The sequence below is a fragment of the Varibaculum massiliense genome (genome assembly GCF_900106855.1).
In the GTDB taxonomy this organism is placed as follows: domain Bacteria; phylum Actinomycetota; class Actinomycetes; order Actinomycetales; family Actinomycetaceae; genus Varibaculum; species Varibaculum massiliense.
On record NZ_FNWI01000004.1, the window covers coordinates 247,688 to 272,511 of the forward strand.

The window sequence follows — 24,824 nt, forward strand, 5'->3', positions numbered from 1 at the left end:
AGCCCAGTGAATGATCACCAAGTTAGCGAATCAGAAAAAGATGCAGCGGCAAATATCAAGCTGACCAGCAAACAAGGTAAAGCCGCATTACGAGAACTCTTAGCTCCCGTACAAATGGCGCTGCGAGTCGGTCAAGTAATGGCCGTTATCTCCGCTATTTTGCGAGTTTTTCCTTTCGTTGCTCTAGTGGGGATCGGCAACGAACTCCTAACTTCACTAGGTAATGGCGCATCCCCCAGGCAAAGCGTCATCATATTTTGGGTAAAGGTGTTAATCGGAACATTTTGTGGAGGGCTACTCGCCTATTTTGTGGGCTTGTTGGTTACCCATATTGCAGATCATCGCCTATCCGCAAGTATTCAGCAAAAGATTATCCGTTTTCTGGGGCAAGCTCCTTTAACTTGGTTTAGCGATAACACTTCCGGACATGTGCGTAAAGTACTGCAAGACGATGTAAAGAATCTACATGTGCTAGTAGCACACCGCCCCGTAGATTCACTGATCGCTACCCTAGTGCCCATATTTTGCGCGGGTTATACCTTCACTATTGATTTAAGACTCGGACTTTTAGTAATTGTTACGGTGCCGATTTACATCATTGCCTACGCGGTGATGATGCGGGGAATGAGCGATAAATCCTTAGAACTTGATGCAAAACTTGATCAGGTTTCCTCCGCAATGGTGGAGTTTGTAAAAGGCATCCAGGTGGTTAAAACTTTTGGGATCACCGGAAAAGCACACCGCAAGTATGCCCACAGCGCTAATGAAGCCTGTGACTATATGGAGGAATGGAATCGTCCAATGGTGCATGCGGCTTCCCTGACTACCGCCCTCACCTCTACCCCATTGATCGTTCTCTTATTTGGTATTGTCGGCCCCTGGTTCGTCTCCAAGCATTGGGTTAGTCCGGTAGAAGTAGTTGCCGGTTGTTTAATTGCCATCGCGCTGCCCTCATCAATTAACCTGGTAACCCAGCTTGCTTGGAATTACCAGTTAGCGGGTGCCGCGGCCAAAAGGATTCTTGATCTTCTTAGGGTAAAGCCCCTCTCCTGCCCGGATCAGTCACTGCATTTACCCCAAGACGCAAGCATCGAATTTAAAAATGTATCGCTCAGCTATGGCCATACCCTAGCTTTGGATAATGTTTCCTTACGTTGTGCGCCCGGTACAGTAACCGCTCTCATGGGGCCATCAGGGGCCGGGAAAACCACCCTGGCCAAATTGGCCGCCCGCTTCCTGGATCCCGATACGGGCACAGTACTAATCGGTGGAGTCAACCTTAAAGAACTGAGTAGAACCGATCTCTACCGTCACCTGGGGTTCGTCCTGCAAGATGCGCAGCTCTTGCGGGCTTCCATTCGCGACAATATTTCTATCGGGCGACACGATGCAGATGAAGCCGAGATTATTAACGCTGCTCGCCAGGCACAGATTCATGACGAAATCATGGCACTACCTAAAGGATATGACAGTGTTGTCGGGGAAGATTTGAAGCTATCTGGGGGGCAAGCTCAGCGGATTGCCATCGCCAGAACCTTACTATTGGATGCGCCGATACTCATATTGGATGAGGCAGCAGCCATGGTAGATCCGGAATGTGAAGCACAAATCCAAAAAGCTATTAACCATCTGATGGCCGGACGTACTGTTCTGGTTATTGATCACCGCCCAGATTCAGTCAAGAACGTCGATCAAATCGTCCTCCTTGATAAAGGAGAGCTGGTGGCCTGCGGTAATCACCAGAAGCTACAAAATATAGAACTCTACCGCCGCCTGTGGTCGGCATCCAATGTTGAGCTTACGGAAGGAGGACGAAACTAAAATGAATAAGTCAACGGGAGCTATCGACATAATTCGAACAAATTTCCGCCTCAGCGCCAACTCTCAAAATCACAGCAGGAGTATCAGCTGGGCAGCTCGGATCATCAGCGGCATTGCGCAGGGGGTAGGCTTACTTGCGCTGATTCAGCTCGCAAATACCTGGGCTAGCAGGCAGGAAGAAACCGCCAATAACGCTAACCTCTGGATCTTAACCCTGCTCGTCACGGCGATTATCGGAGCGATCAGTATCTACATACGAGATCGGTTCTCCTACGAAGGCGCGTTTTCGGTGATGCGTTCTGTCCATCGCCGCGTCGGGGATCAGTTGGCAAAACTGCCCCTGGGATGGTTCTCCACTGATACTACCGGGCGTTTGTCCCGTCTAGGGGCAGCTACTGTCAATGAGCTCGGCAATCTGAGTGCCCATTTGCTCACGGAACTGTCTGCCGCCACCGTCACTTTGCTGACGCTGCTTGCTGGTCTGCTCTGGTGGTACCCTATCCTGGGGTCAATCTTTGCGTTATGCCTAATCTGTTACCTGATTCTGATGTGGGCACTAACCTATCTTGACAGTGCTGCCAGCGCCTACGCGGCCCCGGCGGCTACTGAACTAGCTGATCGGATTGTAGAATTTTCTACCTGTCAATCTATGCTCCGTGCATGTGACCAGACGATTTACCCCCAAATGGCCACGGCTTTAGCAGAAAATCGCCGCAGATCCACTCGCCGACTATGGATAGAATGCATCGGGAATTTCCTCGGAGGTATTGCCTCGCAAACGATTTGCGTGGTAATGATTATTTCCAGTGTTCATCTTGCTTTTACTGGAAGTCTTGCTCCCTTGGCAGTGGTGGCGGTCATTGGGATAAGCCTAGAAATTACTCATTACCTTTCCACGATTTCTGATTGTCGAACCGGGTTATTGGCGGTCGGCCCGACAATGGCGACTATTAACGAAGTACTAGATGCGCACCCTCTGCCCGAGCCAGAAACTTCGCTACCTCAACCCCTACCCCACCAAGTTGAGCTTCGAGAGGTTGATTTTGCTTACGGGAATGATAAGCAGGTACTAAACAAAGTCAGTTTCACCGTTGCGCCCCACACTATGACCGCACTTGTAGGCCCTTCGGGGGCAGGTAAAACCACTATTGCCCGCTTAATTTGTCGATTTTGGGACGTAAACTCGGGTGCGGTACTCGTTGGAGGTCGAGATGTCAGAGAACTAACGACTGAAGATTTAATGAGCCAGATTTCAATGGTTTTCCAAGATGTTTATCTTTTCGATGACACTTTGGAAGCAAATATCCGTATCGGTAACTCCAATGCGAGCAAAGAGGCTCTACTACATGCGGCAGAACTAGCAGGTGTCAACGATATTGTTAGCCGACTTCCCGATGGTTGGGATACAAACGTTGGTGAAGGTGGCTGCGCGTTATCAGGAGGGGAACGCCAACGAGTTTCGATTGCTCGCGCCATTTTAAAAAATGCTCCGATTGTGCTCTTCGATGAAGCTACCAGCGCTCTGGATGCCGAGAATGAAGCAAATCTGCTGCGCTCTTTCGAAGTATTACGTCGCCAATCCACCATGTTGGTAATCGCGCATAAACTCCACACGATTACTCGGGCTGACCAGATTGTGGTTCTAGATAATCAGGGGCAAGTGGCTCAGATTGGTACCCACAATGAACTTGTAAATTGCGAGGGGATTTACCGAGATTTTTGGGATGAGCGTCAAGCGGCCTCTGGATGGAAAATATCCGCACAATAGTTCGGAATAGGTAGGTAGCATGCACGGAATTATTTGCAAGTATTTCCGGCTAGAGGTCGTTGAAATGGCGATTACTTCAATATTTAAGGAAAAAGTCTAGAGATTAATGCCAATTATTTTTCTGATTCGGCATTGATGAATTCACTGAAGGTTTTTGGGGGAAATCATGAGGCATACATCAAATTATAGGGAAACTACTACTTCTCGTCACCTGTTTATTGCAGGCACCATTTTTGCTGCCGCCAGCCTATTCTTAACTCCTTTAGGAGTTGCAGTAGCTTATGCAGCAGATACCGAAACGACCAGTGTAGGAGATAACCTCACTGCCTCCTGGGATCCGACAGCCAAAATCCTGACCGTCAGTGGCCATGGTCAGCTAGATCGAGCCAAATGGATGTCTGAAACTCCGGCTACCCACAATGAGCCCAATAGTAGATTCTGCGGAACTGTTAAAGATGCAAATGGCAACGCCAAGCCAGCCGAACCGCAGCCGGTGGAAATAAAATTTATTCCTAATCCGGGCACCACCATAGATTTCCCACAAGATTCCAGCTTCCTTTTTTCCCACTGTGACAAGGCCAGCATCGACTTTCCGGATACTGGTATTAATACCGGCAAAGTCACCACGATGAGCTATATGTTCTATAAGGCGACGCTGGCGAACCCGAATACCTCTAACTGGGATACCAGCAAGGTGACCAGTATGAGCGGCATGTTCGGCGCCACCAAAGCAGCTAATCCCGATACTTCAAAGTGGAATACCAGCAAGGTCACCACTATGAACGGAATGTTCCATACGGCTGCGGTCGCCAACCCGAATACTTCCAACTGGAACACCGAAAACGTCACCGACATGAGCGCCATGTTCTATAAAGCGCCAGCCGCAAACCCCGATACTGCAAAGTGGAATACCAGCAAGGTCACCAATATGAGTGTAATGTTCAGCGCGACGGAAGCAGCTAATCCCAAAACTTCAAACTGGAATACCAGCAAAGTCACCAGAATGAATGGAATGTTCCAGGGTGCGAAAGTAGCTAATCCGGATGTATCAAACTGGGATACCAGTCAAGTCACTGATATGCATGGCATGTTTAACGGAGCAATTGCCGCGAGTCCGAACACCTCTAACTGGAACACCGAAAATGTAACCAATCTGAGTGGCATGTTCCAGAACGCGAAAGCAGCTAATCCGGATGTATCAGCCTGGAAAACCAACCAGGTAACTGACCTGAGCGACATGTTCAACGGAGCTACTGCTGCCACCCCAGATGTCGCCAATTGGGATAGCAGCCAAGTCACCAACATGGAAGGTGTCTTTACTGCAGCAACTGCCGCGAAACCAGATGTGTCAAAGTGGAAGACCAACAAAGTTACCAATATGCACAACATGTTTGCCGGAGCCAGCAGCATAGAAAATTTGGACGTATCTGGCTGGGATATTAGCCAGGTTGAGGTAGAGACCGTCGCAGACGTTTTCGCCACTGAGGGGCGCACGAGTGTACGAATCAAAGGCGCTGCTTTAAAGCGTAATATTTCTAGCTGGTTTAAGTTTATAGCCGGCCCTTACCATATTCGCAATGTTGACGATGGCACGGTGTTGAACGCTACCCCGGGTGACGGACAAACAGTTTCTGCCATGTTGGATTCAGTTAAAGATAAAATCGTAGATGATGCCACCTACCTAATTCGTCCTAATGAAATAGTAAAAGTAACGGCAACTCCGACACAGATATGGCAAGGCGAACCACTGCCAGTCTTGGATTACCAGGTGGATGCGGCTCATAGCAAAGATTTACTCACCGGTGCTCTCAGAGCTGACTACGGGGCAGAGACCCCGGCGGGAAAGGTTGCGATTAAGCAAGGAACTTTAAAACTTAAAGACGCAGTAGCCGGAGCATATTCACTAGAATTTACCGCAGGAATTCTCAATGTTAATGCTCGCCCAGAGCAACCGGAAGCTAAAGTTGATACTTCTAAGTGGGCTGATAACAATCACCCGGGGGCTAAAAATTGTGCCGATCGAAAGGTATCCCAAAGTAGGACCATCACCACTACCCCTCATAAATGGGATAGCAATAAACATGAATGGGTTTTAGATACTGCAAACGCGAAGGAAAAAACTGAGAGTCAATCGCGGAATATGACCGGCCAAGAAATCCACATATGCGCTGATAACCAACCTGGAAACCAGCCTTCCGTTAAGCCCACAGAGCATTCTGGTAAGCACCCCACTGTGCAGCCAGTCCCTAAAATTGCTCCAGTGAAGAAAACTGAGCCTACTCAGGTAACCCAGATCTCCACTTTGCCTCAGACCGGGACTTTGGTTGGCCAAATCGCGCTTCTAGCTTGCTTGCTAGGGGCCGCCGGCAGCATTGTTTGCCGCTTGCGCCGCAACACCCGCTAGTGGATCAGTTTATGACTCTCGGGGTTTGTTGAGGCGTTGGGGCGGCCAAGGAAAAATCCGATTAACGCGGGCAGCGTATTGGATGTATTCATCCCCGAATTCATTTTCAAGCCAGCGTTCTTCAGTGTGTTTCATCAAAACAGTCAACGCGACCCAATAAATCAACGGCAGGGTTAGTAGCCACCAGTTCACTTGTATGAGCAGCAGACCGCAGTTTAATAGCAGGAAGGAAGAATATACGGGATGCCTAACCCAAGCGTATATCCCGCTAGTCATAAGCTGACCAGTTTTAACGCTTTCGACCATGTGAGAGCCAAAAACAGCTGAAACCCACACGATTACCGCAACCACCATCAAAACCAGACCTGCCGCAATCATGAGGTTATACACCCAACTATTTCCGATGGTTCCGTTTGTGATCCAGCCTAAAAAATGGACAAGACTCGCTGCAATCGTGACGGTAAAAATACCCGAAACATATATCGGACCTACACCTAACACAGGCAAATGCGAAGTTCCGGTTTTAGTCATACAGCTATTTTCGCACGAGCCTAACCCGCTCTAGCAATGGCAGAAGTAGCTAACACTATGGCCGCTGCTGCAGAAGGAGAAGTAAAAGCAATATCCCGGGTGACCACGCCGCGCTTATTTTCTATGCGGATTGACCCGTCACTCACTAGTTTTTGGTGACGACTGGCTATAGCCGCATATGAGTTAACCGTTGCCTGGCTTCTGGCTTTACAGGTTTCCCAGCTAGCAACCACGATGGATCCCTTGAGGAGGAAAAACTCGCCATCAATCAGCTGCATCGAGGCATCTAGGCCATCTCTACGTCTGCGCAGGTGGAAAACAGGCGAAGAAACTATCTGAGCGGTAGCTGGTTGCACAGTATTTTCTGGGGATCGCAAAACGTTGACTCCCAGGATTGGCAAAATTAGCTTCATATTGTCTAAGAATGATTCTGCTGATGCTCGTTGCGCTTCAGAAAGCTTCCTAACCCGAGGGGTTTGTTTGTTATCTGGCATAGAACAACGCTCAGCATTCTTGGCGATTTCAACCAAACGGGCTTCTAAATAACCCCAATGTCCCTCGTTAAAAGATCGTTGCAAGCTAGCAATAATAACGACCTTTTCCCACTGCGGCTTCTTTTTGTCATGATCGCGTAAGCGCTCTACAAAGTTTTCTGTCTTGCCTATATAGCACCACGTGTTCTCAATAGCTTCAGGGTCATTACCAACAAGAATATACACACCATTACAAGCGATTGAGCTGAATGACCCCGTGTTTGCATGGGGTTTTTGAGACGTTTGAGTTTGTTTGAATCTCGTAGCGACTAGACATCATAGTTCTGCTGAAGTCAACACCGCTTTAGCAGGAATTTTTATGGTTTTTGCTTCTAATCATAAAGAGATTATTTGCGGAACTCGGGATGGTAAAAACTCAGCAAAATTGCCACAGCTATCAGGACTGTGCAACATGTCATTGGTAGCCACGGAGAGAGTCCGTAAAGTGCGGTGGAGGCTATCGGTGCCACTACATAGGCTGCACCATTGTTAGCATTAATCAACCCGGCCAGCCCACCTTGTTCTTCGGGCTTCATTTGCAAAGTAGGCGCCGTGTTGTAGCCAGGCATCGCCAGGCCTAGACCAAAGCCTGTCAAGATGCTGGCCACGATGAACAGTCCAAGATTTAGTGGATAAACCAAGAGTAGTAACCCGAGAAGAACGATTATTAATCCTCTTCTAAAGAGTTTTTTAGCACCCCAGTTTAACCTTGGAGCCACCAAGGCCTGCGCCAGTATCATCACCACACCCATTATTGACATGCACAAAGCGGTGAGCCCTGCTGTTGCGCTGGCCGCTAGCTTCAAAACATCCTGCAGTAAAAAGCCGAAAAGTGTAGCCACGGTAGAAAAAGCAGTAAACATTAGGAAACCGCAAGCCAGGAACACGAATACTCTTGAATCAAAATAGGAAACTTTTGCCGGTTGAGCGACTTTTTCTTCACCACCTGTGGGTTTGAATGTTAGCAGCAAAACGGCAACGCCCAAAAGCATGACCAGAGGCATCACCAGCAAGGGCATCATGAAACCTCCTATAGCTGCAAGGCTGCCACCCAATAAGGCTCCAAGAATAGACGAGAATCCTTGTGCAGCGCCCAGGACTCCCAGACCTTTTACCCGTTGCGTCTCATTGTAAGTATGAGTCACAACGTAGGTTTGCGCGGCTGGGGAAACTGATGCGATGGCACCGCCGTACAGCACGCCCCTAGTTATGACTACTCCTATGATCAACGCTATGCCGGTGAGCAGACCCTTAAATCCTAGCCACACCACCATAGCGAATCCGCCTAGAGTCAGGATTCCGGCAAGCATGCCAATAAGCAAGATACGCCGAGACCCCCATCGCAATGAGACCCGTCCCCACCTGGTGGAGGTAAGAGAAAACATTATGGCAGCTAACGAAATGGTGGCACCAATATGCCATTCCTTCAACCCGATTTCGCGCGATAGCGGAGCCAGAATTGGATTAAGAATCATCTGCCCCATATATGCCAGTAAAACCGTCAAAAACAGGGGAAACAGTCCCGTTATTTTTGATTCGACTTTCTCGTTTCGTTCATTAGTGGCGCACATTAAAACATCCTTTCCAAAGTGAGCTACCAATCAAGCTGAAACAATACTAGAACAATGTTCTAGTATTGTCGAGGTTGAGGGTATGCTGTTTTCGTGGGAAATAAAGACAAGCGGGTAAACACGGGTAGACGCGCCTGGCTGACGCAGGAAAAGATCATGTACACCGCAATGGAACTGACCCGAGAGTGCGGTCTAGAAAAATGGTCGATTCGTGACCTTGCGCAGCGTCTGGGAGTAGTTCCCTCTGTCATTTACCACCATTACCAAAACCGTGACGCCATTACCGCTTCTGTAATAGGCGAGATCACTAGCACCATCGAACTACCGGACGAGCAGCTGGAATGGAAAGATTGGTTCATCTCCCTAGCAGAAAATGTCAGGCCCGTCTTTCTTGAATTCCCCGGAGTCACCGACAAACTGATGTATGGACATATGGACGCCGCGTTTATACCAATCTTGGAGGTGGCTTACAAAAAACTACGGGACGCTGGTTTTAGCAAGTACATTCACATCGCATACTCAATTATCATCAACACGATACTGTGGAGCATTACTGCTCGCAACTTGCGCAGCCCAACCAAGCAGGAACAGCGCCACGACCTAGGCCAAATGATTACCCAACTTCAGCCCCTAGCTACCTGCTCCACAACGCTGGCTGACATCATCCAGGGCTACTTAATTCCGCTAGCCAACCCGAAAAATGAAGACCGCATGAGTCAGGAATACTTTGAAATCATCATAGAAGTCGTACTCGCTGGTTTAGAGATAGCGCTCTTGCCTCGCGAAAACGCCTAACGAACCCGTGAACAAGAGAAATCATCAATACGCATAAAATATTGCCCAAAATCGCAAGGCATCCAGCTAAGAGCAGAGCCTTTCAGCCTCTCCCTCTATTTCCTGCGATTTTCCAATAAATACAAGAAGATCCACTATATCCAGAGCTTCCCAAACAACTGGTACGACTACGTCAAATACGGCACCGCCAATGAACTAGCTATCGCTCTTCACAGCACACAGGCTTCTCCCAGGAATCCGCAGCCTATATTGAAGACTGAGCCCACCCTATTGCGTATGGACGAAGAGGAAACCTCCATCTCGACTTCTGGCTTACCTCTTCGACGAACATCAACGTGAAGAAAAAAGCCGACGAAATCTTCCACTATTGGCTTCCTCTCGCTTATAAAGCTGGGAAAGTTGATCGCGGCGTGCAGAGGTGAGGATCCCCGTCCAATCCGCTATCCCCGCAGTAGCCATACCACCTGGGGTTACATCGACCAGAAAAAGCTCTACCGCTTTACCACGCGCCATCACAACCACGCCCCTCGTTCACACGCACCTAACCTCAAGAATAACCGAGAAAAACAGATCACCCTCAATATGAAGACCCAACAGAAGGAAAACTCCGTGGGTGAGCCAATGGGTCTGGTTGATTGTTGACATATCAAAACAAGCAGAGCCGTACCGAAACGCATCTGGTTTATCGACGATATTATCCCCGCAAGGGGTTTAGCGGGCTAAATGTTTCGTGAGATAACAGGCGAATAGCTGAGGATGGGTGGCGTGCCACTGGTGCCCTGCACCTTGGATGACTTCTAGGTGAGCGGTGGGGATAAGACCTGCGATTTTGCGGGCTGCGGGAAGGTTTACTTTATCTTTGCTGCCGCAAACCACAGTTACAGGCATGGATAAAGTCGGTAGCTGCGAAGTGAGGTCTAAACCTTTCAAACTATCGAGCACGCCCACCAGCTCAGGTTTGCTTAGCTGGGGCGGACATACCCATTTTGTTGGTAAAACTCGCATTAGTGTCTTTTGCAGACTCATCAACAGTTTTGGGGGTTTAGCTTGCGGAGCTGAAACAAACAGTGAGGACACCTTGCCCGGATGGGTGACCGCAATCTTTAAAGCGATCACTGCACCCAACGATAACCCGACCAGGTGAACTGGTTCGGTCAGCGAGTTAGCAATCTGGGTGCATACGTCTTCAAGCGACCAAGAATCCAAAGGCGGTTTCTTTGTCAAAACGTCTAGAGATATGCACTCGGTTTGTGGCAGCTGTTTTATTACTGGGTTCCAAACATCACGGGTTTCACCTAACCCGTGCAAGAACACGACCTTTTGGGCATCGTTCATTTACGCAGCGCGAAAAAACCTGCAACCAGGCTAGTTACCAGAAAACCAGCAGCATTTCCGATAGCGGTGACCGGCGAAATCACGTGCGTGAACCCGAAAACAGCAAAACAGATAGCCGCAAATAATAGCCCAACGGCTACCAACATCAACCAGTTACGCACTCGCGCATTGTTCTTTCCCATATATGCCCTTCCCCTTTTACGTGTTCGTTCACTGATTATCCCATAACTGTCGTTACCGGAAAGAGAGGGAAAACACGATACTAGGTAACGCAAAAGGGTACTTATCCGACCTGACGTCCTAGCGAAAAAGTAGTTGCTAGACTTTTAGACACGCGGTAGTATGTTATGCAAGGAACATGGTTAAGCAAGGAGGGGTTGTGTCTGAGTCGCAGTTGCGCAAGGGCGCTGTTGAACTGGTTGTCCTTGGATTGCTTTCGTCTCGTCCTTCTTACGGGGGGCAGCTTGTAGAGCGTTTTCGTGAGGAAGCGGGGTTGGAGATTTCGACGGGTACGTTATATCCACTGCTTGCGCGGCTACGTAAATCAGGGTTGGTCGTTACGGCTTGGCAGGAGTCTCCGGTAGGGCCACCGAGGAAGATTTATAAGCTCGCAAAACCTGGGAAGAATCGCTTATTGCAGATGCGCCGCGAGTGGGAGGCGCTTGATTGTGCTGTGAAGCGAACAACACAGAAAGGAATACGGTAATGAAGTGGTTCGGTAAGGACGCAGAAGGGCAGGCGCGAGTTTTGGGGATGCCTGTCTCCGGGCTGTGGTTAGGGCGCTCTGATGCTGCGTTGGATGGTTTTGAACCAGAGAATCCGCGCTTGTTCATTCCTCGAAAATACGGACTGGGTTGGGACGTTAATCTGGGTGCTGTTGGTGTGCGTTTAGGACTAATTCGACCCGATGATTCTCTACCGGACTTGGCCAACTATGTCCCCACACGTCTAAAGCGCGGCATTAAGCTCACCACTATTGCCGGTGGGATTGGGGTTGGGTTCTTGGCGGTACTGCTCAGTCGCAAGGAGCAGGTTCTCCTCCAGCGCTCAACACGCGGAGGGTCTGAAAGATTTATTACCGGCAGGCAGGCTGCGCTAGCTCCAGTGGTTTTAACGACCGTTGCAGCACTAGCGCCACAGGTCTTTCGGCGGGAGGACCCAGAATCCGAAGATGCCGTGCGTTTGGCTAATCAGGCTGATCTGATGGGTGTTGAAGCCATGTCCATAGCCTGGCTTGCAGCAATGCGTCGGGCTGGTGACAAGCGGAAAATGACCCGCCGGTCGATGGTGCCCATTGTTGCTTTATGGCCCCTCGTTGCTGGCGCTTGCCAACTCGCTTATGTGAAAACCGCGTTAGCCAGGGTAAAAACCCGGCTACATAATTCAGGAGACAAGCAATGAACACTATAGATAAACTGTTGGATTTGCCGACCCCAGCATTGATAGGGGTTTGCATCCTTATAGGGGTGCAACTGGTAGCGGTGGTCTGGTCTTTGATTTGCTTGCTGCGCGATAAGCGAGCTCACATTGCCGGTTTAAATCGCCTAGTGTGGCTCTTGGTTATCCTCTTTGGCCAAGTGATTGGACCAATCGTTTTTTTGGTTATGTGCTTTCACGAACAAAGACAGCTTAAGGTGCAGCGTGAATATGAACAGAAGGCTACAGCCAAGCATCACCAGGTTGATGCGAGTTCAGTGGTAAGCAAGCTGTATCCGAAGGAATGAACATGGATTTAGCAGTCTGTACTAAAGATTTGTCCAAAACCTTCGGTAAGCACCAAGTACTAAACAACGTAAACCTTCGAGTTCCTACCGGTTCCTGTTATGGGTTTGTGGGAGCGAACGGGGCTGGTAAAACCACCACCATGAGAATCCTTGCAGGACTGGCCGGAGCCAGTAGTGGCAGCGCCACCGTGCTGGGAGTTAGCCGGGGCAAACTTCCGGTCAAACCGATCCCTGGCGTGTCTTACCTGACTGATGTCCCCCAGATTAGCCCCTGGCTTAAAGCCAAGGATGCGCTCATCACTCTCGCCCGCCTTGATGGAATCTCCCCAGACCTTGCAGCCGAAAGAAGCGACGAACTACTCAATCTGGTTAACCTCGACAAAGCCCCCGGAAGAATCGGCTCCTTTTCTAGAGGCATGAAGCAACGGATGGGAATAGCAGCAGCACTCGTTACTTCCCCGAAACTACTACTGATAGACGAACCAACCAGTGCTCTTGACCCGATCGGGCGAGCAGATGTCCTGGGGTTACTACGCGAGTTAACCGGGCAGGTAACGATAGTATTTTCCTCCCACATCCTCAGCGATGTTGCAAGGGTCTCTACCCACGTGGGGATCTTGCATCGCGGTAGCCTGCTAGCTCAAGGACAGTTAGGCGAGCTGGTCAATCAGCAAACTAAACACGTTACCCTTGATGTCACGGTGCGTTCAGACGTTGCCACCGCCGTGGCTAAGGCTATCTATAGCCTCGATTCTGCCGCAAAGATTCACCCCACCTTTAGCGGCTTAGATGAACTTTTCACCAAACTAACTAAGGACGACGGTAAAAAATCGTGAATACCTCGAGTTTCAGATTGATCTGGCGCTATCAAGCTGTCTGGCTCCTACGCTCCTATGGGACATGGATTATAGGTGGGGTATTCGTTATCCTTGCTCTCACCCAAGGATTGTTTACCCAATACACGCCGCGAATCATCAGATTTCTGGCCGGATCAGAAGTAACCACGCTAATACAGTCACTGCCAGAACCTTCCTGGCAGCAAGCCTACGCGGGATGGATAAAGAACCTTACCCAAATTCTTACCGTAATCCTTGTTGCAATGAACTCTTTTCGTTGCAGCGTGCTTACCGGCAATGGTGACATTCCTTTTATTTTCCCTGGTAGCGTGCAGCGCTCACACTACCTCATCAGCTTTGCTATCAGCAGCTGGCTATCTACCCTATTCCTTGCCGTCTTCAGCGCTACCCTGGCTTGGGCCGGAACATCACTGTTATTCCCAGGCGCTAATCCCGCCCCGATCATATTGGCTAGTTTGGTATGGGCGCTACAAATCATTCTCATTCACGCAACACAAACGGTCGCAGCCACTTTTAAACCAGGCATCGGCACGCCCCTTGCGGCCGGATTTGGAGCCTACCTACTAATAACAATGTCAGCGATATTTATCCAGGAGGGCAACAAAACTCCCCTTGGCCTCGCCCCCATAATCAACAACCTCGCTCAAGACACACTCCAGGCACCTTGGGTCTGGCCAATCACCAGCAGCCTACTGCTAATCATTGCGCTACTTTTCACCGCCACTTACGTATACAACAGAGTAGAACTTAACTAAAAGCCAAACACGGGCGAGAAAAATAGATCCAACCGAAAAATAGAAATAGAACCACCATCGCAAGCACGGGAGCGAACGCCACCTATCATCCATTAGCGAGTCAAACCCTAAAACCCTACGCGAACAGGGAAAACATCATACTAGGTAACGCAAAATCCAAACCCGCTAACGCAGGCGATTTTTCACACCCCCCTAAGCGATACTCGCTAACGCAAAAGGGTACTTATCAAATCCGACGTCTAAGTGGAGACTTCGGCGTTGGATTTGATACTCACTGCGTCTGCGAAGGCATCTCTATTGAGCAGACTTTTATAATTTTCGAGCCATTTTAGCGAGTCGTGTTGGCTCCTTAACACTTCACGGGTGGATCTTTCCGGCTATTTGCTGGTCCAGTATCAGAAATGTAGCTGCTGATGGGCATGAGGGTGACTATTACAGACTAACTGGTGGGGTTATTCCATAAAGATAATTTTTGCCACTCTTGAGGTATTCCCATTTCTGTTATTGATCGGGATTCTAGAGGTAAGTATTCAGACTCAATGAGGTGGCGGACTTTGTTCGGCCAACTGGTTCCCGGAGAAATCTGGCGCAGCAGGAAAGACATGAGGAGGATTGCTCCAAAAATCCGGTCACTTTGTCCCCTTGGAAGAGAAGAAAGGTCAGTAATTGTGCGCAGTGCGTTGGTTGACGCCGGGGTAAGAAACCTGTTCCATAACCTGCCATGATGAGCACATATATTACGCAAAACCGTAAATTGCTCACACCAACGAGCCAGCGGATCTTGCCTGTAGTAGCTGCCCTTCTGCTTAGCGGTGAGCCTATCGGAATCCACTACCAGCCCTAAGGACTCAGAGATAGCACGCTGATCGGCAAGTACCATCCCATCAAAGAGCTGCGAAATATCAGAAAAATCGAGAGCCTCAACTAAAACCCAAATCGGATATTCGCCATACTTTCTGGCGTAATGTTTTATCGCGGAGTCACGTTTCTTCGCTCTTTCTACCCGTGCAAGTGCCGTATCCAGCCAGGTGCTGTGATCAAACTCCGGACGAAAAAGCGCGGAATCTAGATAAGACAATGCATCTGTGAGAGCTAGTCGATCACTAATGCGGGTACGCAACCCTACTTCGATACGCTCCATACCATCGTGAATGAGTGTCCGAAGTTTGCGGTCGAACTCATACAATCGAGCAATATCGCTAAACGATGTTTTCGTCTCAAATATATCGAGACGGTGAGGGTTTTTCGGATCTGCATCTGCGGGCAGTACCTGTAAGAATACCAATAGCCAGAAAGGCGGTAATAAGACACGTTCGCGAGCCACTGCCGGGCAAGCGACTCATCAAGCGCCATCCCGCGTTCACGTAAAATTTCAATCTGCTGATCAATGATTGTTGCCGGTTTCAGAACAGTCACCTGCACTCCCCCTTACTGGCAGAAAGAAATCCAGCCCGTCTGCAACCAAAAGTCGCAGCGGGCTGAACGATTAGTATCAGCCTATCACACGCATCCGACGGGATTCTAGCCGCGAATGTTCAATGCTGGATTACCCCACGAAGCAATCCCAGCTGTCTGCATACACGCCATTGACGCACAGATAACAGCTAAAAACGCCAAAGCCACCGCAATCCGCCTACAGACAGTTAGCTGACAAACCCATCGAGCACTTCCAGGCCTGTCAATGGAACGCCCTAATCGACCACGCCATCATCGGTGCAAACCAGATCCGGTTCATCTTTAGAACCGGCATGAAGACCAACGTTTCTCTCGGTGATTCGCGTTAGGGCTCAAGGCAGAATCGAAATCAAAATCAGGAACGATACGACATCCTAAGAGATAAGTCTTACGTGCTTGCTAAAACCGTTCGCTCTAACAGTCCCAAGTTCACCGGATGCTAATTAATCGAGTGCAGCTCGTGTTCGAAGCAGAAGACGACGATTTGGGTGCGGTTGCGAAGGTTTAGCTTGCGAAGGATTTGGCCTACGTGTGTTTTCACTGTGGATTCTGATGCGTACAGGGTTTGGCCGATTTCTTTGTTTGATAGACCTTGGCCAACGAGAAGCAGGACTTCACGTTCTCGCTCGGTGAGTGAATCGTATTCCTCTGGCAGCGCGGGTGTCATGCGAATGTCACCGGTGAGCAGTTTGTCGAGGTTTTCTGGTGACAGGACGGAATTACCGGCGTGAACGGTTCTGATTGCTTCTTGGAGCATGTGCGGGGATACGTCTTTGAGGAGGAAACCGCTTGCCCCGTGGCGAATTGCTTGTGCTGTGAGCGAGTCAAAGTCGAATGTGGTCAAGATGATGATTCGCGGTCCTACTCCGGGTGATTCGACTCGTTCACCGCGCAGAATTCGTCTGGTTGCTTCGACTCCGTCCATGTCGGGCATTCGGATGTCCATCATCACGATGTCTGGTTGCAGTCTCGTGGTTTCTTTGATGGCTTCGAGGCCGTTGGTTGCGTGCCCTACAACTTGCATGTCGGGTTGAGAGTTGACCATGATCTCGATTGCGTGCCGGAATAGCTCTTGGTCATCAACGAGTAAAACGCTGATCTGGTTGGTTGCTGTTTGGCTCATGCGGTTTGTCCTTGCGAGTGGGCGGACGACGTCTGTACTGGGGGTTGGGTCGGGGTTTGTACGCCTTGGAATGGTAGCCAGGCTGATGTTGTCACGCTCCAGCCGGACGGTGTTTGCTGTGGGGTGATGTTCAAGGTTCCACCCACTGAGGAAAGCCTGTCGCGCATTCCGGCCAGCCCGAAACCGAAGACTAGTTTTGGTTCACCATTCTGCGGGTTAGCGGTGTTTGTGACAGACATCGTTAGGCCGTTGTCCCAGCTGAGTGCGATATCAATGACGGCGGAGTTGTCGCCATGCTTGAGGGCGTTGGTCAGTATCTCCTTGAGCACCAAGGTGGCGACCTGATTGATCTCTGGTGCCAGCGGACGTGGTGTTCCGTCAATTGTAGTTCGCACGTCGATACCAGTGCTTTGAATTGATTGGATGATCGGGGCGAACGGGTTGGTGTTTGTGTGAGCAGTGTCGTGCACGACTGCTCGAACTTCTTGGAGTGACGTTTTGGCGGTTGTCGAAATGGTGGACAGAATCTGTTGGATTTGTTCGACATCGTCAACGCACGATGCTGCTTGTGCTTGGGCGGCTATTACGGCCAAGGAGTGTCCCACCACGTCGTGAACATCTCTAGCAAGCTGTGCTTTAGCCTTTTGGGTTTCAGCAAGTTCATCGGAGAGTCTGGCACGTTCTTCAGCAGCTAAACGTTCCTCGTGTTCTTGTCGCTGTTGCTCCTCTACGCGCAGAGCACGGATTCGGCTGCGCCTAATCAGACCCAAGAGCCACGGCAAAATGACTAGGCAAGCGGCGGCGACGATATATACCGCGCGTGGCGTCGTACCAGGCCTAATTTCGCTCACTAATCTCCACAGCGGACCAGACAAAGGCGACGACGAAGTCAGTGAATCACCCCCGACCCTGCTTGATACGACCAAGGCACCCACAACGAGCCCGATAGGCGCAGTCACTCCGGTTACTATTACGATCAATCGTGAACCGTAACAGGAGACCACCCACATGGTGTAGACCACGCCTGCTTGCGCCAGGGTGAAATCTGTCTCAAACATCACTTGGATAATAAAGGCTAGCCAGTTCAATGCGTACCCAAGCAACGGAACGTAACGAACAACGAGTACGCTCAACGCAACGAGCATGATGATGAATACCAAGGTCAGATCGTGATAGGGGCCTGGATCTTGCCCGATAGATGCGACGATCCCCAGCAGAAGTAGCAATCCAGTCACAACCATTCGTGGAATCAGCCCACGTCCTTTGACCACAGCCCGGTCGCTACCCACAGCAGATCCCACATCTTTTTCGTCGGGCATGAGAGTGGGTGCTTCTTGCTTGTCAGAAGTCATCTCGCACCTCACCTAGAATCGTCGAGCCAATCTTTATTATGTCATTGTCCTGCTGTAGCTTCGATGAACAAGTGGCAGAAGGACGACAGCAACAACGGTGTACAACACGAGGATGAAAGGGATCTGCCGAAAAACTGCGCCCCCTATTTCGTAAATGTAGGGGATACGAGCGCAGTTCATGATGTTGGTCAGTTGATCAGGCGTCAGAGTGAAAAATGTCGGGAAAGGCAGGGCTCGTCCGACAAACGGAGAGACAAAGAACAGCACAAAAGGAACAGCAACAGCCAAACTCATTTTTCGTGTTCGGGACGCGACCAACATGCAGATGGAAGCCGAAAGAAGACTGGCGACAAACCCACCGACAAGAACCAGGCCGTACATTTGGCTAAACGTCACCGAATACACAGCGTAAGGTTGCGAAAACTGATAGGCGGTGTCTGCGCCGCTGACTCCCATGACCGCAAACGATATGGCGGACAGCAAAGCAATACCAGCCCAATAAACCCCTGTTGTGATGATCAACCCTGCAAAGATCTTTGTTCGAATGGCTTTACTTCGTCCGTATGTGGTGGAGAAGAAGACGGCGTCCGCATGGTTGCGGAACTCGTCGGCAAAGATACCGGGGGTAATGAAACTTATGACGATGATGAGGATCAGGCTGAACGTTGTGCCATATAAAAGCATGGTGTCCCAGGAATCGTACGCTTCATAATAGAAGGGAGTCTCAATAGCGTCGTATTGCTTCTGCAGGTATTGTGCCTTCGCTGGGGTGTCACCATACTCGTGGCTCATCACCCGAAGGTTTTCCTGGTAGATGTCATAAATCGATGCTATTTGTGAAGGCTCAGCAGATAGTACGGCTTTGTAGTCATCAAATTCGCTGAATTCACCGACGAGCATCTCGCTCGTCAAGTAGATAATGTCAGAGCGGGACTGCCAATCAGTACTACTTTCTTTGGTCGCAATCGTGCTGATCGTCTCTGGGGTGAGTTCGCCTTGCCACCGGTTCTTATCAGCAACGAGGGAGCGGACAGCAGAGATACCGGTATGGGTTTCACCACTGGAATCTACAAACTGGAAACTACTGATCGCAAAACCGCTGAAGACTGCTGCGAGCACAACAACAGCAGCAAACAATGCGCGGTTGACTCGGTTGTTCACGATTTTTTTCAACTCGTACATCAGCATGATTGGATTTCCTTTGCTTTCGTGCCGAAATAGATCAAAAATGCGTCCTCTAAGGTCACACCTGTTTCTTGAGCTTGCGGTGTTGGCGGATAGCCAGAGAGCACGCGTAGCTCGGTGGCACCGTGGGGAGCTGTTTTGACGTTCGCTACTAAGAACTGCTCAAGATAGTGACCCACTTGGCTTTGGGGTACCGTGAAAACCCACGCTCTCTTATCGAGGGAGGCGACGATTTCTTCAGATGTTCCCGTAAAGATAAATTGCCCCTGGTTCATAAGGATGATGGTGTTTGCGATGAATTCGACGTCAGAAACAATGTGAGTGGACAGCAATACCAGTCTGTTGCCAGAGAGTTCACTAATGAGGTTGCGAAAACGGATTCTTTCACTGGGGTCGAGCCCTGCTGTAGGCTCATCCAAAATCAATATTCTCGGGTCATTCAGCATGGCTTGAGCAATTCCGACACGTCTGACCATGCCGCCGGAAAGATTACGCATTCTCGTCTTCGCAGAGTCTTTCAAGCCGACCTGTTCCAGGAGGTCGAATGTTCTTCGTTTCGCAAAATCGGCTCGTAACCCTTTGAGGCTTGCGATGTACATCAAGTAGTCCACGACATTGAGATCAGGATAGAAACCAAAATCTTGCGGAAGATAACCTAACTGTTGCCGGTACGCCTCACCCATCGTGAAAATATCTTGGCCGTCAAAGGTGATACGTCCACTCGTAGGCCGGGTCAAGATGCAGACCATCCGCATCAACGTCGTTTTCCCGGCCCCATTGACGCCAAGAAGACCATACACGCCCGTTGTCAAAGTCAAGCTCACATTTTTGACACCAGCAGTCTTCCCATATCGTTTCGTGAGGTTATGTAGTGATAGCGCCATTAGCATTTCTCTTTCTCGTAGTGGGCATTCTCCGGTGTGACAGCCAGATATGCCCGTTTTCCTGGTAGCTCCTCATCGAGTCATAGATCTCGCAAGATACGTAGAGTGTCTTGGATATGCCCATCACCCGGGTTGTTGATGTCGTCGTAAGGACAACCCATCGTGACGATGACGTACTGCTTTCCTGCTTTTTCAGCGAGCACGACCCAACACAATCCGGCTTTCTTTGTCGTTCCAGATTTTCCGCCGAGAATGCGAAAGTCACTTCCCGGTGCGAGATTGACTTTGGAAAACACCGAATGTTCAAGTCGGATTCCACTCGGATGCACGGACGTGTTGCTTGTTGTGAACGTCGATGTGGTGAAAAGCACACGAAAATGCCCGTTCTGTAGCGCAGCTTCAGTCAAATAGGCAATATCTCTGGCCGACATCCATTGACCGAACTCGTCTCGACCTTCCACGTTGGTGAACCGGGTATTACGTAACCCGAGTTCTTTAGCAAGTCGATTCATGTCAGGAACCAGCAGTTCAGAGCTACCAGCCACATTCGTGGCTAACGCATTAGCTGCTTCCCCACCAGAAGCCAAAATCGTCCCATACAGCAGATCCCGATATGTCGTCCGTTCCCCGGGAACAAAACCAGCCATGGCAAGGTCATTCCTGACAGCCAACTCGTACGATGCCTGATCTACTGGCGCAGATACTGACAAATCCTCCAAGTGCTGCAATGAGGCATAAACGGTCGCAATCTTCACCAAAGACGCCGGAGCCCTCTTCTTATCGCCCTGGATGTTGATCACTTCAACCTGATCTGACAAGTTATAAACGAAAACGCTCTCGGAGTTATAGGGCGATGCGAAATGCTGTAGCGCGTCCTTGACCACCGACGAAACGGTGAACATCGCAACGATGGCGACTGTCAAAACTAGACAGCCAAGGCGTCTGCGTTTTCTTCGATGCTGCATCCCAAGCGCTCCTAGAGAATCCACTAGTCGCCTACAAATAGCGACCTGTTAAGCATTCTAAGTTCGCGACTTCCCGCCATACATCGTCACAACGAGCCGAACTGCCGCCCCAAAGTACATCGCAAATAAGACTTTGGTACGAGTAAATGTGGTACGAGTTCGGCTCCGACCAAACCCAGGACGGGGAAATCATGATTCAGATGAATCACTGCAGTCAGGAATTACTTCACTCAGTTAAACTTCGCCCCGGCAAAACACGATACTCGCTAACGCAAAACCCAAACCCGCTAACGCAGACGATTTTTCACACCCCCCTAAGCGATACTCGCTAACGCAAAAGGGTACTTATCAAATCCGACGTCTAAGTGGATATTAAGACGTCGGATTTGATAACAGCTGCTTGAGATTAAGAATCCTTGTTGAACAGGGATTTTATTGTTTCTGAGGGAAGTTCATTCGGTCTCAGGTTGCACTTCTTCCCGTTCTGGGGCCGTTCTCAAGCCTAACTCCGGTTAGCTCTTGGCGCTCAGGGGGTGTGGCTTTCGGTTTCCGTTAGCGGGTATCAACTAAGGGGGGCGTTGCTCTTTCCACAGTCCTCTTTGTTTGCGTAGAATAGTGAGGATTGTAATGACTTTTAGGGTCGCTAACTTAACTACCTTCTTATTTAGGTGAGGGAGGCGTGAATGGAAGCGGAACCTGAGAAGACGACGATGGATTTCTATAACATGTCGGATTTTCTGCGTGGCCAGTCATCGAAGATCATCACGAAGCTGTCCGAGGAAGATGAGGCGGCTTTTGTGTTGAAGAATGGCAGACCCATGGCGGTGTTGATGTCGATTGACCGGTATGAGCGGTTGATGAAGGCCGGCATAGACATCACTGATTACTAATATTACTTTCTACGAGGGATTTTGGATGGCAGTGAAAAAGACAGAGCTTTACTCGTTGCTGTGGGAAGCAGCTAATAAGCTTCGTGGAGGGGTGGAGCCTGCTCGCTACAAGGACTATGTGCTGACCCTGTTGTTCTTCAAGTACGTGTCCGACCGGTACAAGGGTCAGCGCTACGGCGATTTCATCGTGGAAGAAGGCGCATCGTTTGATGACCTGATTGCCGCGAAGGGAAAGAAGGATATCGGTGAGCGCGTCGACAAGATCCTGTCCGCTTTCTTAGAAGAGAACCAACTGCAAGGTTCGCTACCAGACGTTTCGTTCAACAATGAGGACGAGCTCGGGCGAGGCAAGGAGCTGGTGGACAAGGTCACTGATCTGATTGCGGTCTTTGAAAACCCGGCGATTGATTTCAAGACCAACCGCGCGAGTGGCGATGACATCATCGGTGATGCTTACGAGTATTTCATGATGAAGTTTGCTCAAGAATCCGGTAAGAGCAAAGGTCAGTTCTACACCCCGTCCGAGGTGTCCCGAACCATGGCGCGGCTACTAGGAATCTCAAAAATCCAGCCCCGCAAAGGCCGCCCATGGACTCTATATGATCCTGCTGCTGGCAGCGGTTCTCTGCTGATTCGGGCAGCCGATGAGGCTCCAGTGAACCGTCAAGGCAATGCGATCGTGTCGATTTACGGTCAAGAGAAAGACAACTCGACGGCTGGTTTGGCGAAGATGAACTTGGTGCTTCACCAAAAGGGCACCGGCGAAATCAAAACGCACTCGACGTTGACGTCTCCCCAATACCTCGACGAATACGGGCACCTCCGCAAGTTCGACTTCATCGTGATGAACCCGCCGTTCTCCGATAAGTCATGGTCTGACGGCATCACGCCTGAAAACGATATTTACCACCGGTTCGATGGGTATGGGATACCGCCAGAAAAGAACGGCGACTGGGCCTGGTTCCTGCACGTGCTCAAATCACTGACCGAGGACGGTAAAGCAGCGATTATCATGCCGCACGGCATCTTGTTTCGAGGAAACTCTGAAGAGACGATCCGCAAGCAAGTCCTGGCACGCAAGTACATAACTGGCATCGTTAGCCTGCCGGCGAATCTGTTTTACGGCACTGGTATCCCCGCGTGCATCGTCATAGTCGACAAGGAGGACGCGGACGAACACGAGGGCATCTTCATGATCGATGCCAGCCAAGGCTGCAAGAAAGACGGCAACAAGAACCGGCTCCGCGAACAAGACATCGAACGAATCGTTCTGACATTCAATAACCGCCTCGAGGATGACGGATACTCCCGGATGGTCGGCTATGACGAAATCCTCGAGGAAAACGACGGCAACCTAAACGTCCCTCGCTACATCCAACGCTCAAACACCGAGCTCCCACAGGACATCGCTGCCCACCTTCAAGGCGGAATCCCAGCTGACGACGTCGACTCCCTGGATGAACTGTGGCAAGTAGCACCCAACCTGAAGCAACTCCTGTTCTCCCAACAACAATCTGGCAGGTTCTCACTCCTTCACGCCCCGGATGAACTAGCGGCAGAAATCACGACCGACGAGAGCCTGGCTGCGCAGAAGGTTATCGAATCCTCGGCGCTACTAGATGCGTGGGCACAAGCCTGCGCTAGGCCAGCACTTCTTGACGTGGGCAGCGACACAGACCCACGTATGATGATCCGTCAGATCGGGCAGGAACTCCTTGAACACTATGCAGCAGCGAAAGTACTCGACCCATTCGATGTTTTCGACGTGCTGATGAACTACTGGAACGCACTCCTGCAAGACGACATCTACATCATCAAAGCCTCCGGATATCAAGCAGGCCATGAAGTCGATTACACCCACAAGAAGAGCACCAGCAGCCAAAACACCGATACTGGCAAAGTTGAGAGCTTCGAAGGAATTCTCATCCCGGCAACACTCATCGAGGCAGAGTACTATCCCGAAACGCAGACGCTCTTAGCCAACCTCAACCGAGCAATTCTCGACATCGAAGCCGAACTAGAGGCACTACTGGAAGACCAGTCTGAAGAAGATACCCCATTTTCCGAAGTGCTCAGTGACACAGGGAAAGTCGTGGAAAAGGAGCTCACCGCTCGCCTCAAAATTCTCGACAGTATGAAAACATCAGCACAACTCAACATCCTGGATGAGTTACTCGAACACCTTGCCGCAAAACATAACACACGTGTCAGTTGGGTGCTCAAGCAGCATCCAGACATCGCAGACCTCGATTTATATGGCAAGACCGGAAAACCAATCAAGACGAAACTCACGGCAGCACGCCAGCAACTAGCATCATTCACGCCAGTACCGGAAGCCTACAAAGACGAATATGAAGCCCTAACTGGTTATCGGAACAAACTGGAACGGATCAAGGCTCTGAAGAAGCAAGCCAAGGAAGCCCGCGAACAACTCGATCAGAAGGTAATCGCGAAATATGACAAACTTACTGAAGACGAGATCAAGCACTTGCTATTCGACCGCAAATGGTTGGTTCATCTGGCATCCGAAATAGAAAGTCTCTTCGATCAACAAGTCAACGCCTACGCCACGCGAATCACCAACGTCGCCCGACGCTACGAACGTACCCTGCCTCGCATCCAAACCGCAGTTAATTATTCTCGCGAGTCGGTTTTGAATAGCCTAAAGAAAATGGGATACACATGGTAGTTCCTAGTAATTGGACGGTTTGCACGTTAAGCGACTTGGGGTCCGTGAAAATGTGTCGGCGAATCTTTAAAGATCAAACTAATGAGATCGGCCCTATTCCCTTCTACAAGATTGGAACGTTTGGGAAAGCGCCCGACGCTTTTATCTCAAAGCGGCTTTTTGAAGAGTACCGGTCTAAGTATTCGTA

At 50.0% G+C, this 24,824-nt stretch carries 24 protein-coding genes and 1 pseudogene; 12 read left to right on the forward strand and 13 right to left on the reverse strand.

The window, feature by feature from the left end:
- Nucleotides 1-6: 6 nt before the first annotated feature.
- From BQ5456_RS01105 to BQ5456_RS01115, 3 genes are all read left to right on the forward strand, one after another.
- Nucleotides 7-1,821: an ABC transporter ATP-binding protein gene (locus BQ5456_RS01105; protein ID WP_071128379.1), complete on the forward strand. Its 1,815-nt coding sequence runs from the start codon at nucleotides 7-9 to the stop codon at nucleotides 1,819-1,821.
- A gap of 1 nt (nucleotide 1,822) precedes the next feature.
- Nucleotides 1,823-3,589 carry an ABC transporter ATP-binding protein gene (locus BQ5456_RS01110; RefSeq protein ID WP_235858503.1) on the forward strand — a complete coding sequence of 589 codons (1,767 nt, stop codon included), beginning with the start codon at nucleotides 1,823-1,825 and terminating at the stop codon, nucleotides 3,587-3,589.
- A gap of 166 nt (nucleotides 3,590-3,755) precedes the next feature.
- Nucleotides 3,756-5,993 carry a BspA family leucine-rich repeat surface protein gene (locus BQ5456_RS01115; protein WP_071128381.1) on the forward strand — a complete coding sequence of 746 codons (2,238 nt, stop codon included), beginning with the start codon at nucleotides 3,756-3,758 and terminating at the stop codon, nucleotides 5,991-5,993.
- 9 nt (nucleotides 5,994-6,002) lie between these two features.
- Here BQ5456_RS01115 and BQ5456_RS01120 read toward each other — a convergent pair whose 3' ends face one another.
- From BQ5456_RS01120 to BQ5456_RS01130, 3 genes are all read right to left on the reverse strand, one after another.
- The gene (locus BQ5456_RS01120; protein ID WP_205407836.1) at nucleotides 6,003-6,524 is read right to left on the reverse strand and encodes a methyltransferase family protein; all 522 of its coding nucleotides are present in this window, start codon (nucleotides 6,522-6,524) and stop codon (nucleotides 6,003-6,005) included.
- A 20-nt stretch (nucleotides 6,525-6,544) separates the two neighbouring features.
- Nucleotides 6,545-7,243 carry a GIY-YIG nuclease family protein gene (locus BQ5456_RS01125; protein WP_071128382.1) on the reverse strand — a complete coding sequence of 233 codons (699 nt, stop codon included), beginning with the start codon at nucleotides 7,241-7,243 and terminating at the stop codon, nucleotides 6,545-6,547.
- 161 nt (nucleotides 7,244-7,404) lie between these two features.
- Nucleotides 7,405-8,628, reverse strand: a complete 1,224-nt coding sequence (locus tag BQ5456_RS01130) for an MFS transporter (RefSeq protein WP_071128383.1) — start codon at nucleotides 8,626-8,628, stop codon at nucleotides 7,405-7,407.
- 93 nt (nucleotides 8,629-8,721) lie between these two features.
- Here BQ5456_RS01130 and BQ5456_RS01135 point away from each other — a divergent pair, with 93 nt between their 5' ends.
- Nucleotides 8,722-9,423: a TetR/AcrR family transcriptional regulator gene (locus BQ5456_RS01135; protein WP_071128384.1), complete on the forward strand. Its 702-nt coding sequence runs from the start codon at nucleotides 8,722-8,724 to the stop codon at nucleotides 9,421-9,423.
- A gap of 330 nt (nucleotides 9,424-9,753) precedes the next feature.
- On the opposite strand, the gene BQ5456_RS01140 is transcribed toward BQ5456_RS01135, so the two are convergent.
- From BQ5456_RS01140 to BQ5456_RS01150, 3 genes are all read right to left on the reverse strand, one after another.
- Nucleotides 9,754-9,936, reverse strand: a complete 183-nt coding sequence (locus tag BQ5456_RS01140) for a hypothetical protein (RefSeq protein ID WP_071128385.1) — start codon at nucleotides 9,934-9,936, stop codon at nucleotides 9,754-9,756.
- Between the two features lie 198 nt (nucleotides 9,937-10,134).
- Nucleotides 10,135-10,758 (reverse strand): alpha/beta fold hydrolase, encoded by a 624-nt coding sequence (locus BQ5456_RS01145; RefSeq protein WP_071128386.1) that lies wholly within the window; start codon nucleotides 10,756-10,758, stop codon nucleotides 10,135-10,137.
- Complete coding sequence (locus tag BQ5456_RS01150) at nucleotides 10,755-10,940, reverse strand: sodium:proton antiporter (protein WP_071128387.1); 186 nt, start codon at nucleotides 10,938-10,940, stop codon at nucleotides 10,755-10,757. The genes BQ5456_RS01145 and BQ5456_RS01150 overlap by 4 nt, the downstream gene beginning before the upstream one ends.
- 197 nt (nucleotides 10,941-11,137) lie before the next feature.
- Here BQ5456_RS01150 and BQ5456_RS01155 point away from each other — a divergent pair, with 197 nt between their 5' ends.
- From BQ5456_RS01155 to BQ5456_RS01175, 5 genes are all read left to right on the forward strand, one after another.
- Complete coding sequence (locus BQ5456_RS01155; protein ID WP_071128388.1) at nucleotides 11,138-11,464, forward strand: PadR family transcriptional regulator; 327 nt, start codon at nucleotides 11,138-11,140, stop codon at nucleotides 11,462-11,464.
- A complete protein-coding gene (locus BQ5456_RS01160; RefSeq protein WP_071128389.1) occupies nucleotides 11,464-12,159 on the forward strand; it encodes a DUF5808 domain-containing protein in 696 nt (231 codons plus the stop codon). Before BQ5456_RS01155 ends, BQ5456_RS01160 begins: the two co-directional genes overlap by 1 nt.
- Nucleotides 12,156-12,482, forward strand: coding sequence for a PLD nuclease N-terminal domain-containing protein (locus BQ5456_RS01165; RefSeq protein ID WP_071128390.1), 327 nt, complete (start codon nucleotides 12,156-12,158; stop codon nucleotides 12,480-12,482). The genes BQ5456_RS01160 and BQ5456_RS01165 overlap by 4 nt, the downstream gene beginning before the upstream one ends.
- Before the next feature lie 2 nt (nucleotides 12,483-12,484).
- Nucleotides 12,485-13,318, forward strand: a complete 834-nt coding sequence (locus BQ5456_RS01170) for an ABC transporter ATP-binding protein (protein ID WP_071128391.1) — start codon at nucleotides 12,485-12,487, stop codon at nucleotides 13,316-13,318.
- 263 nt (nucleotides 13,319-13,581) lie between these two features.
- A complete protein-coding gene (locus tag BQ5456_RS01175; RefSeq protein WP_205407837.1) occupies nucleotides 13,582-14,094 on the forward strand; it encodes a hypothetical protein in 513 nt (170 codons plus the stop codon).
- A gap of 439 nt (nucleotides 14,095-14,533) precedes the next feature.
- On the opposite strand, the gene BQ5456_RS01180 is transcribed toward BQ5456_RS01175, so the two are convergent.
- From BQ5456_RS01180 to BQ5456_RS01205, 7 genes are all read right to left on the reverse strand, one after another.
- Entirely contained in the window at nucleotides 14,534-15,280 is a 747-nt protein-coding gene (locus tag BQ5456_RS01180; protein WP_235858504.1) for an Abi family protein, read from the reverse strand.
- Nucleotides 15,217-15,510 (reverse strand): hypothetical protein, encoded by a 294-nt coding sequence (locus BQ5456_RS10525; RefSeq protein ID WP_235858591.1) that lies wholly within the window; start codon nucleotides 15,508-15,510, stop codon nucleotides 15,217-15,219. The genes BQ5456_RS01180 and BQ5456_RS10525 overlap by 64 nt, the downstream gene beginning before the upstream one ends.
- Before the next feature lie 478 nt (nucleotides 15,511-15,988).
- Nucleotides 15,989-16,672: a response regulator gene (locus BQ5456_RS01185; RefSeq protein ID WP_071128393.1), complete on the reverse strand. Its 684-nt coding sequence runs from the start codon at nucleotides 16,670-16,672 to the stop codon at nucleotides 15,989-15,991.
- A complete protein-coding gene (locus BQ5456_RS01190) occupies nucleotides 16,669-18,024 on the reverse strand; it encodes a sensor histidine kinase (protein WP_071128394.1) in 1,356 nt (451 codons plus the stop codon). Before BQ5456_RS01190 ends, BQ5456_RS01185 begins: the two co-directional genes overlap by 4 nt.
- A 36-nt stretch (nucleotides 18,025-18,060) precedes the next feature.
- A complete protein-coding gene (locus tag BQ5456_RS01195; RefSeq protein WP_071128395.1) occupies nucleotides 18,061-19,212 on the reverse strand; it encodes an ABC transporter permease in 1,152 nt (383 codons plus the stop codon).
- Nucleotides 19,206-20,099 (reverse strand): ABC transporter ATP-binding protein, encoded by an 894-nt coding sequence (locus BQ5456_RS01200; RefSeq protein WP_328585293.1) that lies wholly within the window; start codon nucleotides 20,097-20,099, stop codon nucleotides 19,206-19,208. Before BQ5456_RS01200 ends, BQ5456_RS01195 begins: the two co-directional genes overlap by 7 nt.
- 74 nt (nucleotides 20,100-20,173) lie before the next feature.
- The gene (locus tag BQ5456_RS01205) at nucleotides 20,174-21,058 is read right to left on the reverse strand and encodes a D-alanyl-D-alanine carboxypeptidase family protein (protein WP_071128396.1); all 885 of its coding nucleotides are present in this window, start codon (nucleotides 21,056-21,058) and stop codon (nucleotides 20,174-20,176) included.
- Between the two features lie 683 nt (nucleotides 21,059-21,741).
- Here BQ5456_RS01205 and BQ5456_RS01210 point away from each other — a divergent pair.
- From BQ5456_RS01210 to BQ5456_RS10710, 3 genes and pseudogenes are all read left to right on the forward strand, one after another.
- On the forward strand, nucleotides 21,742-21,948 hold the full coding sequence (locus tag BQ5456_RS01210) for a type II toxin-antitoxin system Phd/YefM family antitoxin (protein WP_071128397.1): 207 nt from the start codon (nucleotides 21,742-21,744) through the stop codon (nucleotides 21,946-21,948).
- Nucleotides 21,949-21,973: 25 nt separating this feature from the next.
- Nucleotides 21,974-24,637 (forward strand): type I restriction-modification system subunit M, encoded by a 2,664-nt coding sequence (locus tag BQ5456_RS01215; protein WP_071128398.1) that lies wholly within the window; start codon nucleotides 21,974-21,976, stop codon nucleotides 24,635-24,637.
- Nucleotides 24,631-24,783 (forward strand): annotated as a pseudogene (locus tag BQ5456_RS10710) (restriction endonuclease subunit S); the annotation flags it as partial. The gene BQ5456_RS01215 and the pseudogene BQ5456_RS10710, both read left to right, overlap by 7 nt.
- Nucleotides 24,784-24,824 lie beyond the last annotated feature (41 nt).

Excerpts from the sequence above, each read along its gene's own strand:
- BQ5456_RS01110 (WP_235858503.1), top strand. The coding sequence starts at position 1,823 with ATGAATAAGTCAACGGGAGCTATCGACATAATTCGAACAAATTTCCGC.
- BQ5456_RS01115 (WP_071128381.1), top strand. The coding sequence starts at position 3,756 with ATGAGGCATACATCAAATTATAGGGAAACTACTACTTCTCGTCACCTG.
- BQ5456_RS01120 (WP_205407836.1), bottom strand. The coding sequence starts at position 6,524 with ATGACTAAAACCGGAACTTCGCATTTGCCTGTGTTAGGTGTAGGTCCG.
- BQ5456_RS01130 (WP_071128383.1), bottom strand. The coding sequence starts at position 8,628 with ATGTGCGCCACTAATGAACGAAACGAGAAAGTCGAATCAAAAATAACG.
- BQ5456_RS01140 (WP_071128385.1), bottom strand. The coding sequence starts at position 9,936 with ATGGCGCGTGGTAAAGCGGTAGAGCTTTTTCTGGTCGATGTAACCCCA.
- BQ5456_RS01145 (WP_071128386.1), bottom strand. The coding sequence starts at position 10,758 with ATGAACGATGCCCAAAAGGTCGTGTTCTTGCACGGGTTAGGTGAAACC.
- BQ5456_RS01150 (WP_071128387.1), bottom strand. The coding sequence starts at position 10,940 with ATGGGAAAGAACAATGCGCGAGTGCGTAACTGGTTGATGTTGGTAGCC.
- BQ5456_RS01160 (WP_071128389.1), top strand. The coding sequence starts at position 11,464 with ATGAAGTGGTTCGGTAAGGACGCAGAAGGGCAGGCGCGAGTTTTGGGG.
- BQ5456_RS01165 (WP_071128390.1), top strand. The coding sequence starts at position 12,156 with ATGAACACTATAGATAAACTGTTGGATTTGCCGACCCCAGCATTGATA.
- BQ5456_RS01170 (WP_071128391.1), top strand. The coding sequence starts at position 12,485 with ATGGATTTAGCAGTCTGTACTAAAGATTTGTCCAAAACCTTCGGTAAG.
- BQ5456_RS01175 (WP_205407837.1), top strand. The coding sequence starts at position 13,582 with ATGAACTCTTTTCGTTGCAGCGTGCTTACCGGCAATGGTGACATTCCT.
- BQ5456_RS01185 (WP_071128393.1), bottom strand. The coding sequence starts at position 16,672 with ATGAGCCAAACAGCAACCAACCAGATCAGCGTTTTACTCGTTGATGAC.
- BQ5456_RS01190 (WP_071128394.1), bottom strand. The coding sequence starts at position 18,024 with ATGACTTCTGACAAGCAAGAAGCACCCACTCTCATGCCCGACGAAAAA.
- BQ5456_RS01195 (WP_071128395.1), bottom strand. The coding sequence starts at position 19,212 with ATGCTGATGTACGAGTTGAAAAAAATCGTGAACAACCGAGTCAACCGC.
- BQ5456_RS01200 (WP_328585293.1), bottom strand. The coding sequence starts at position 20,099 with ATGCTAATGGCGCTATCACTACATAACCTCACGAAACGATATGGGAAG.
- BQ5456_RS01205 (WP_071128396.1), bottom strand. The coding sequence starts at position 21,058 with ATGCAGCATCGAAGAAAACGCAGACGCCTTGGCTGTCTAGTTTTGACA.
- BQ5456_RS01210 (WP_071128397.1), top strand. The coding sequence starts at position 21,742 with ATGGAAGCGGAACCTGAGAAGACGACGATGGATTTCTATAACATGTCG.
- BQ5456_RS01215 (WP_071128398.1), top strand. The coding sequence starts at position 21,974 with ATGGCAGTGAAAAAGACAGAGCTTTACTCGTTGCTGTGGGAAGCAGCT.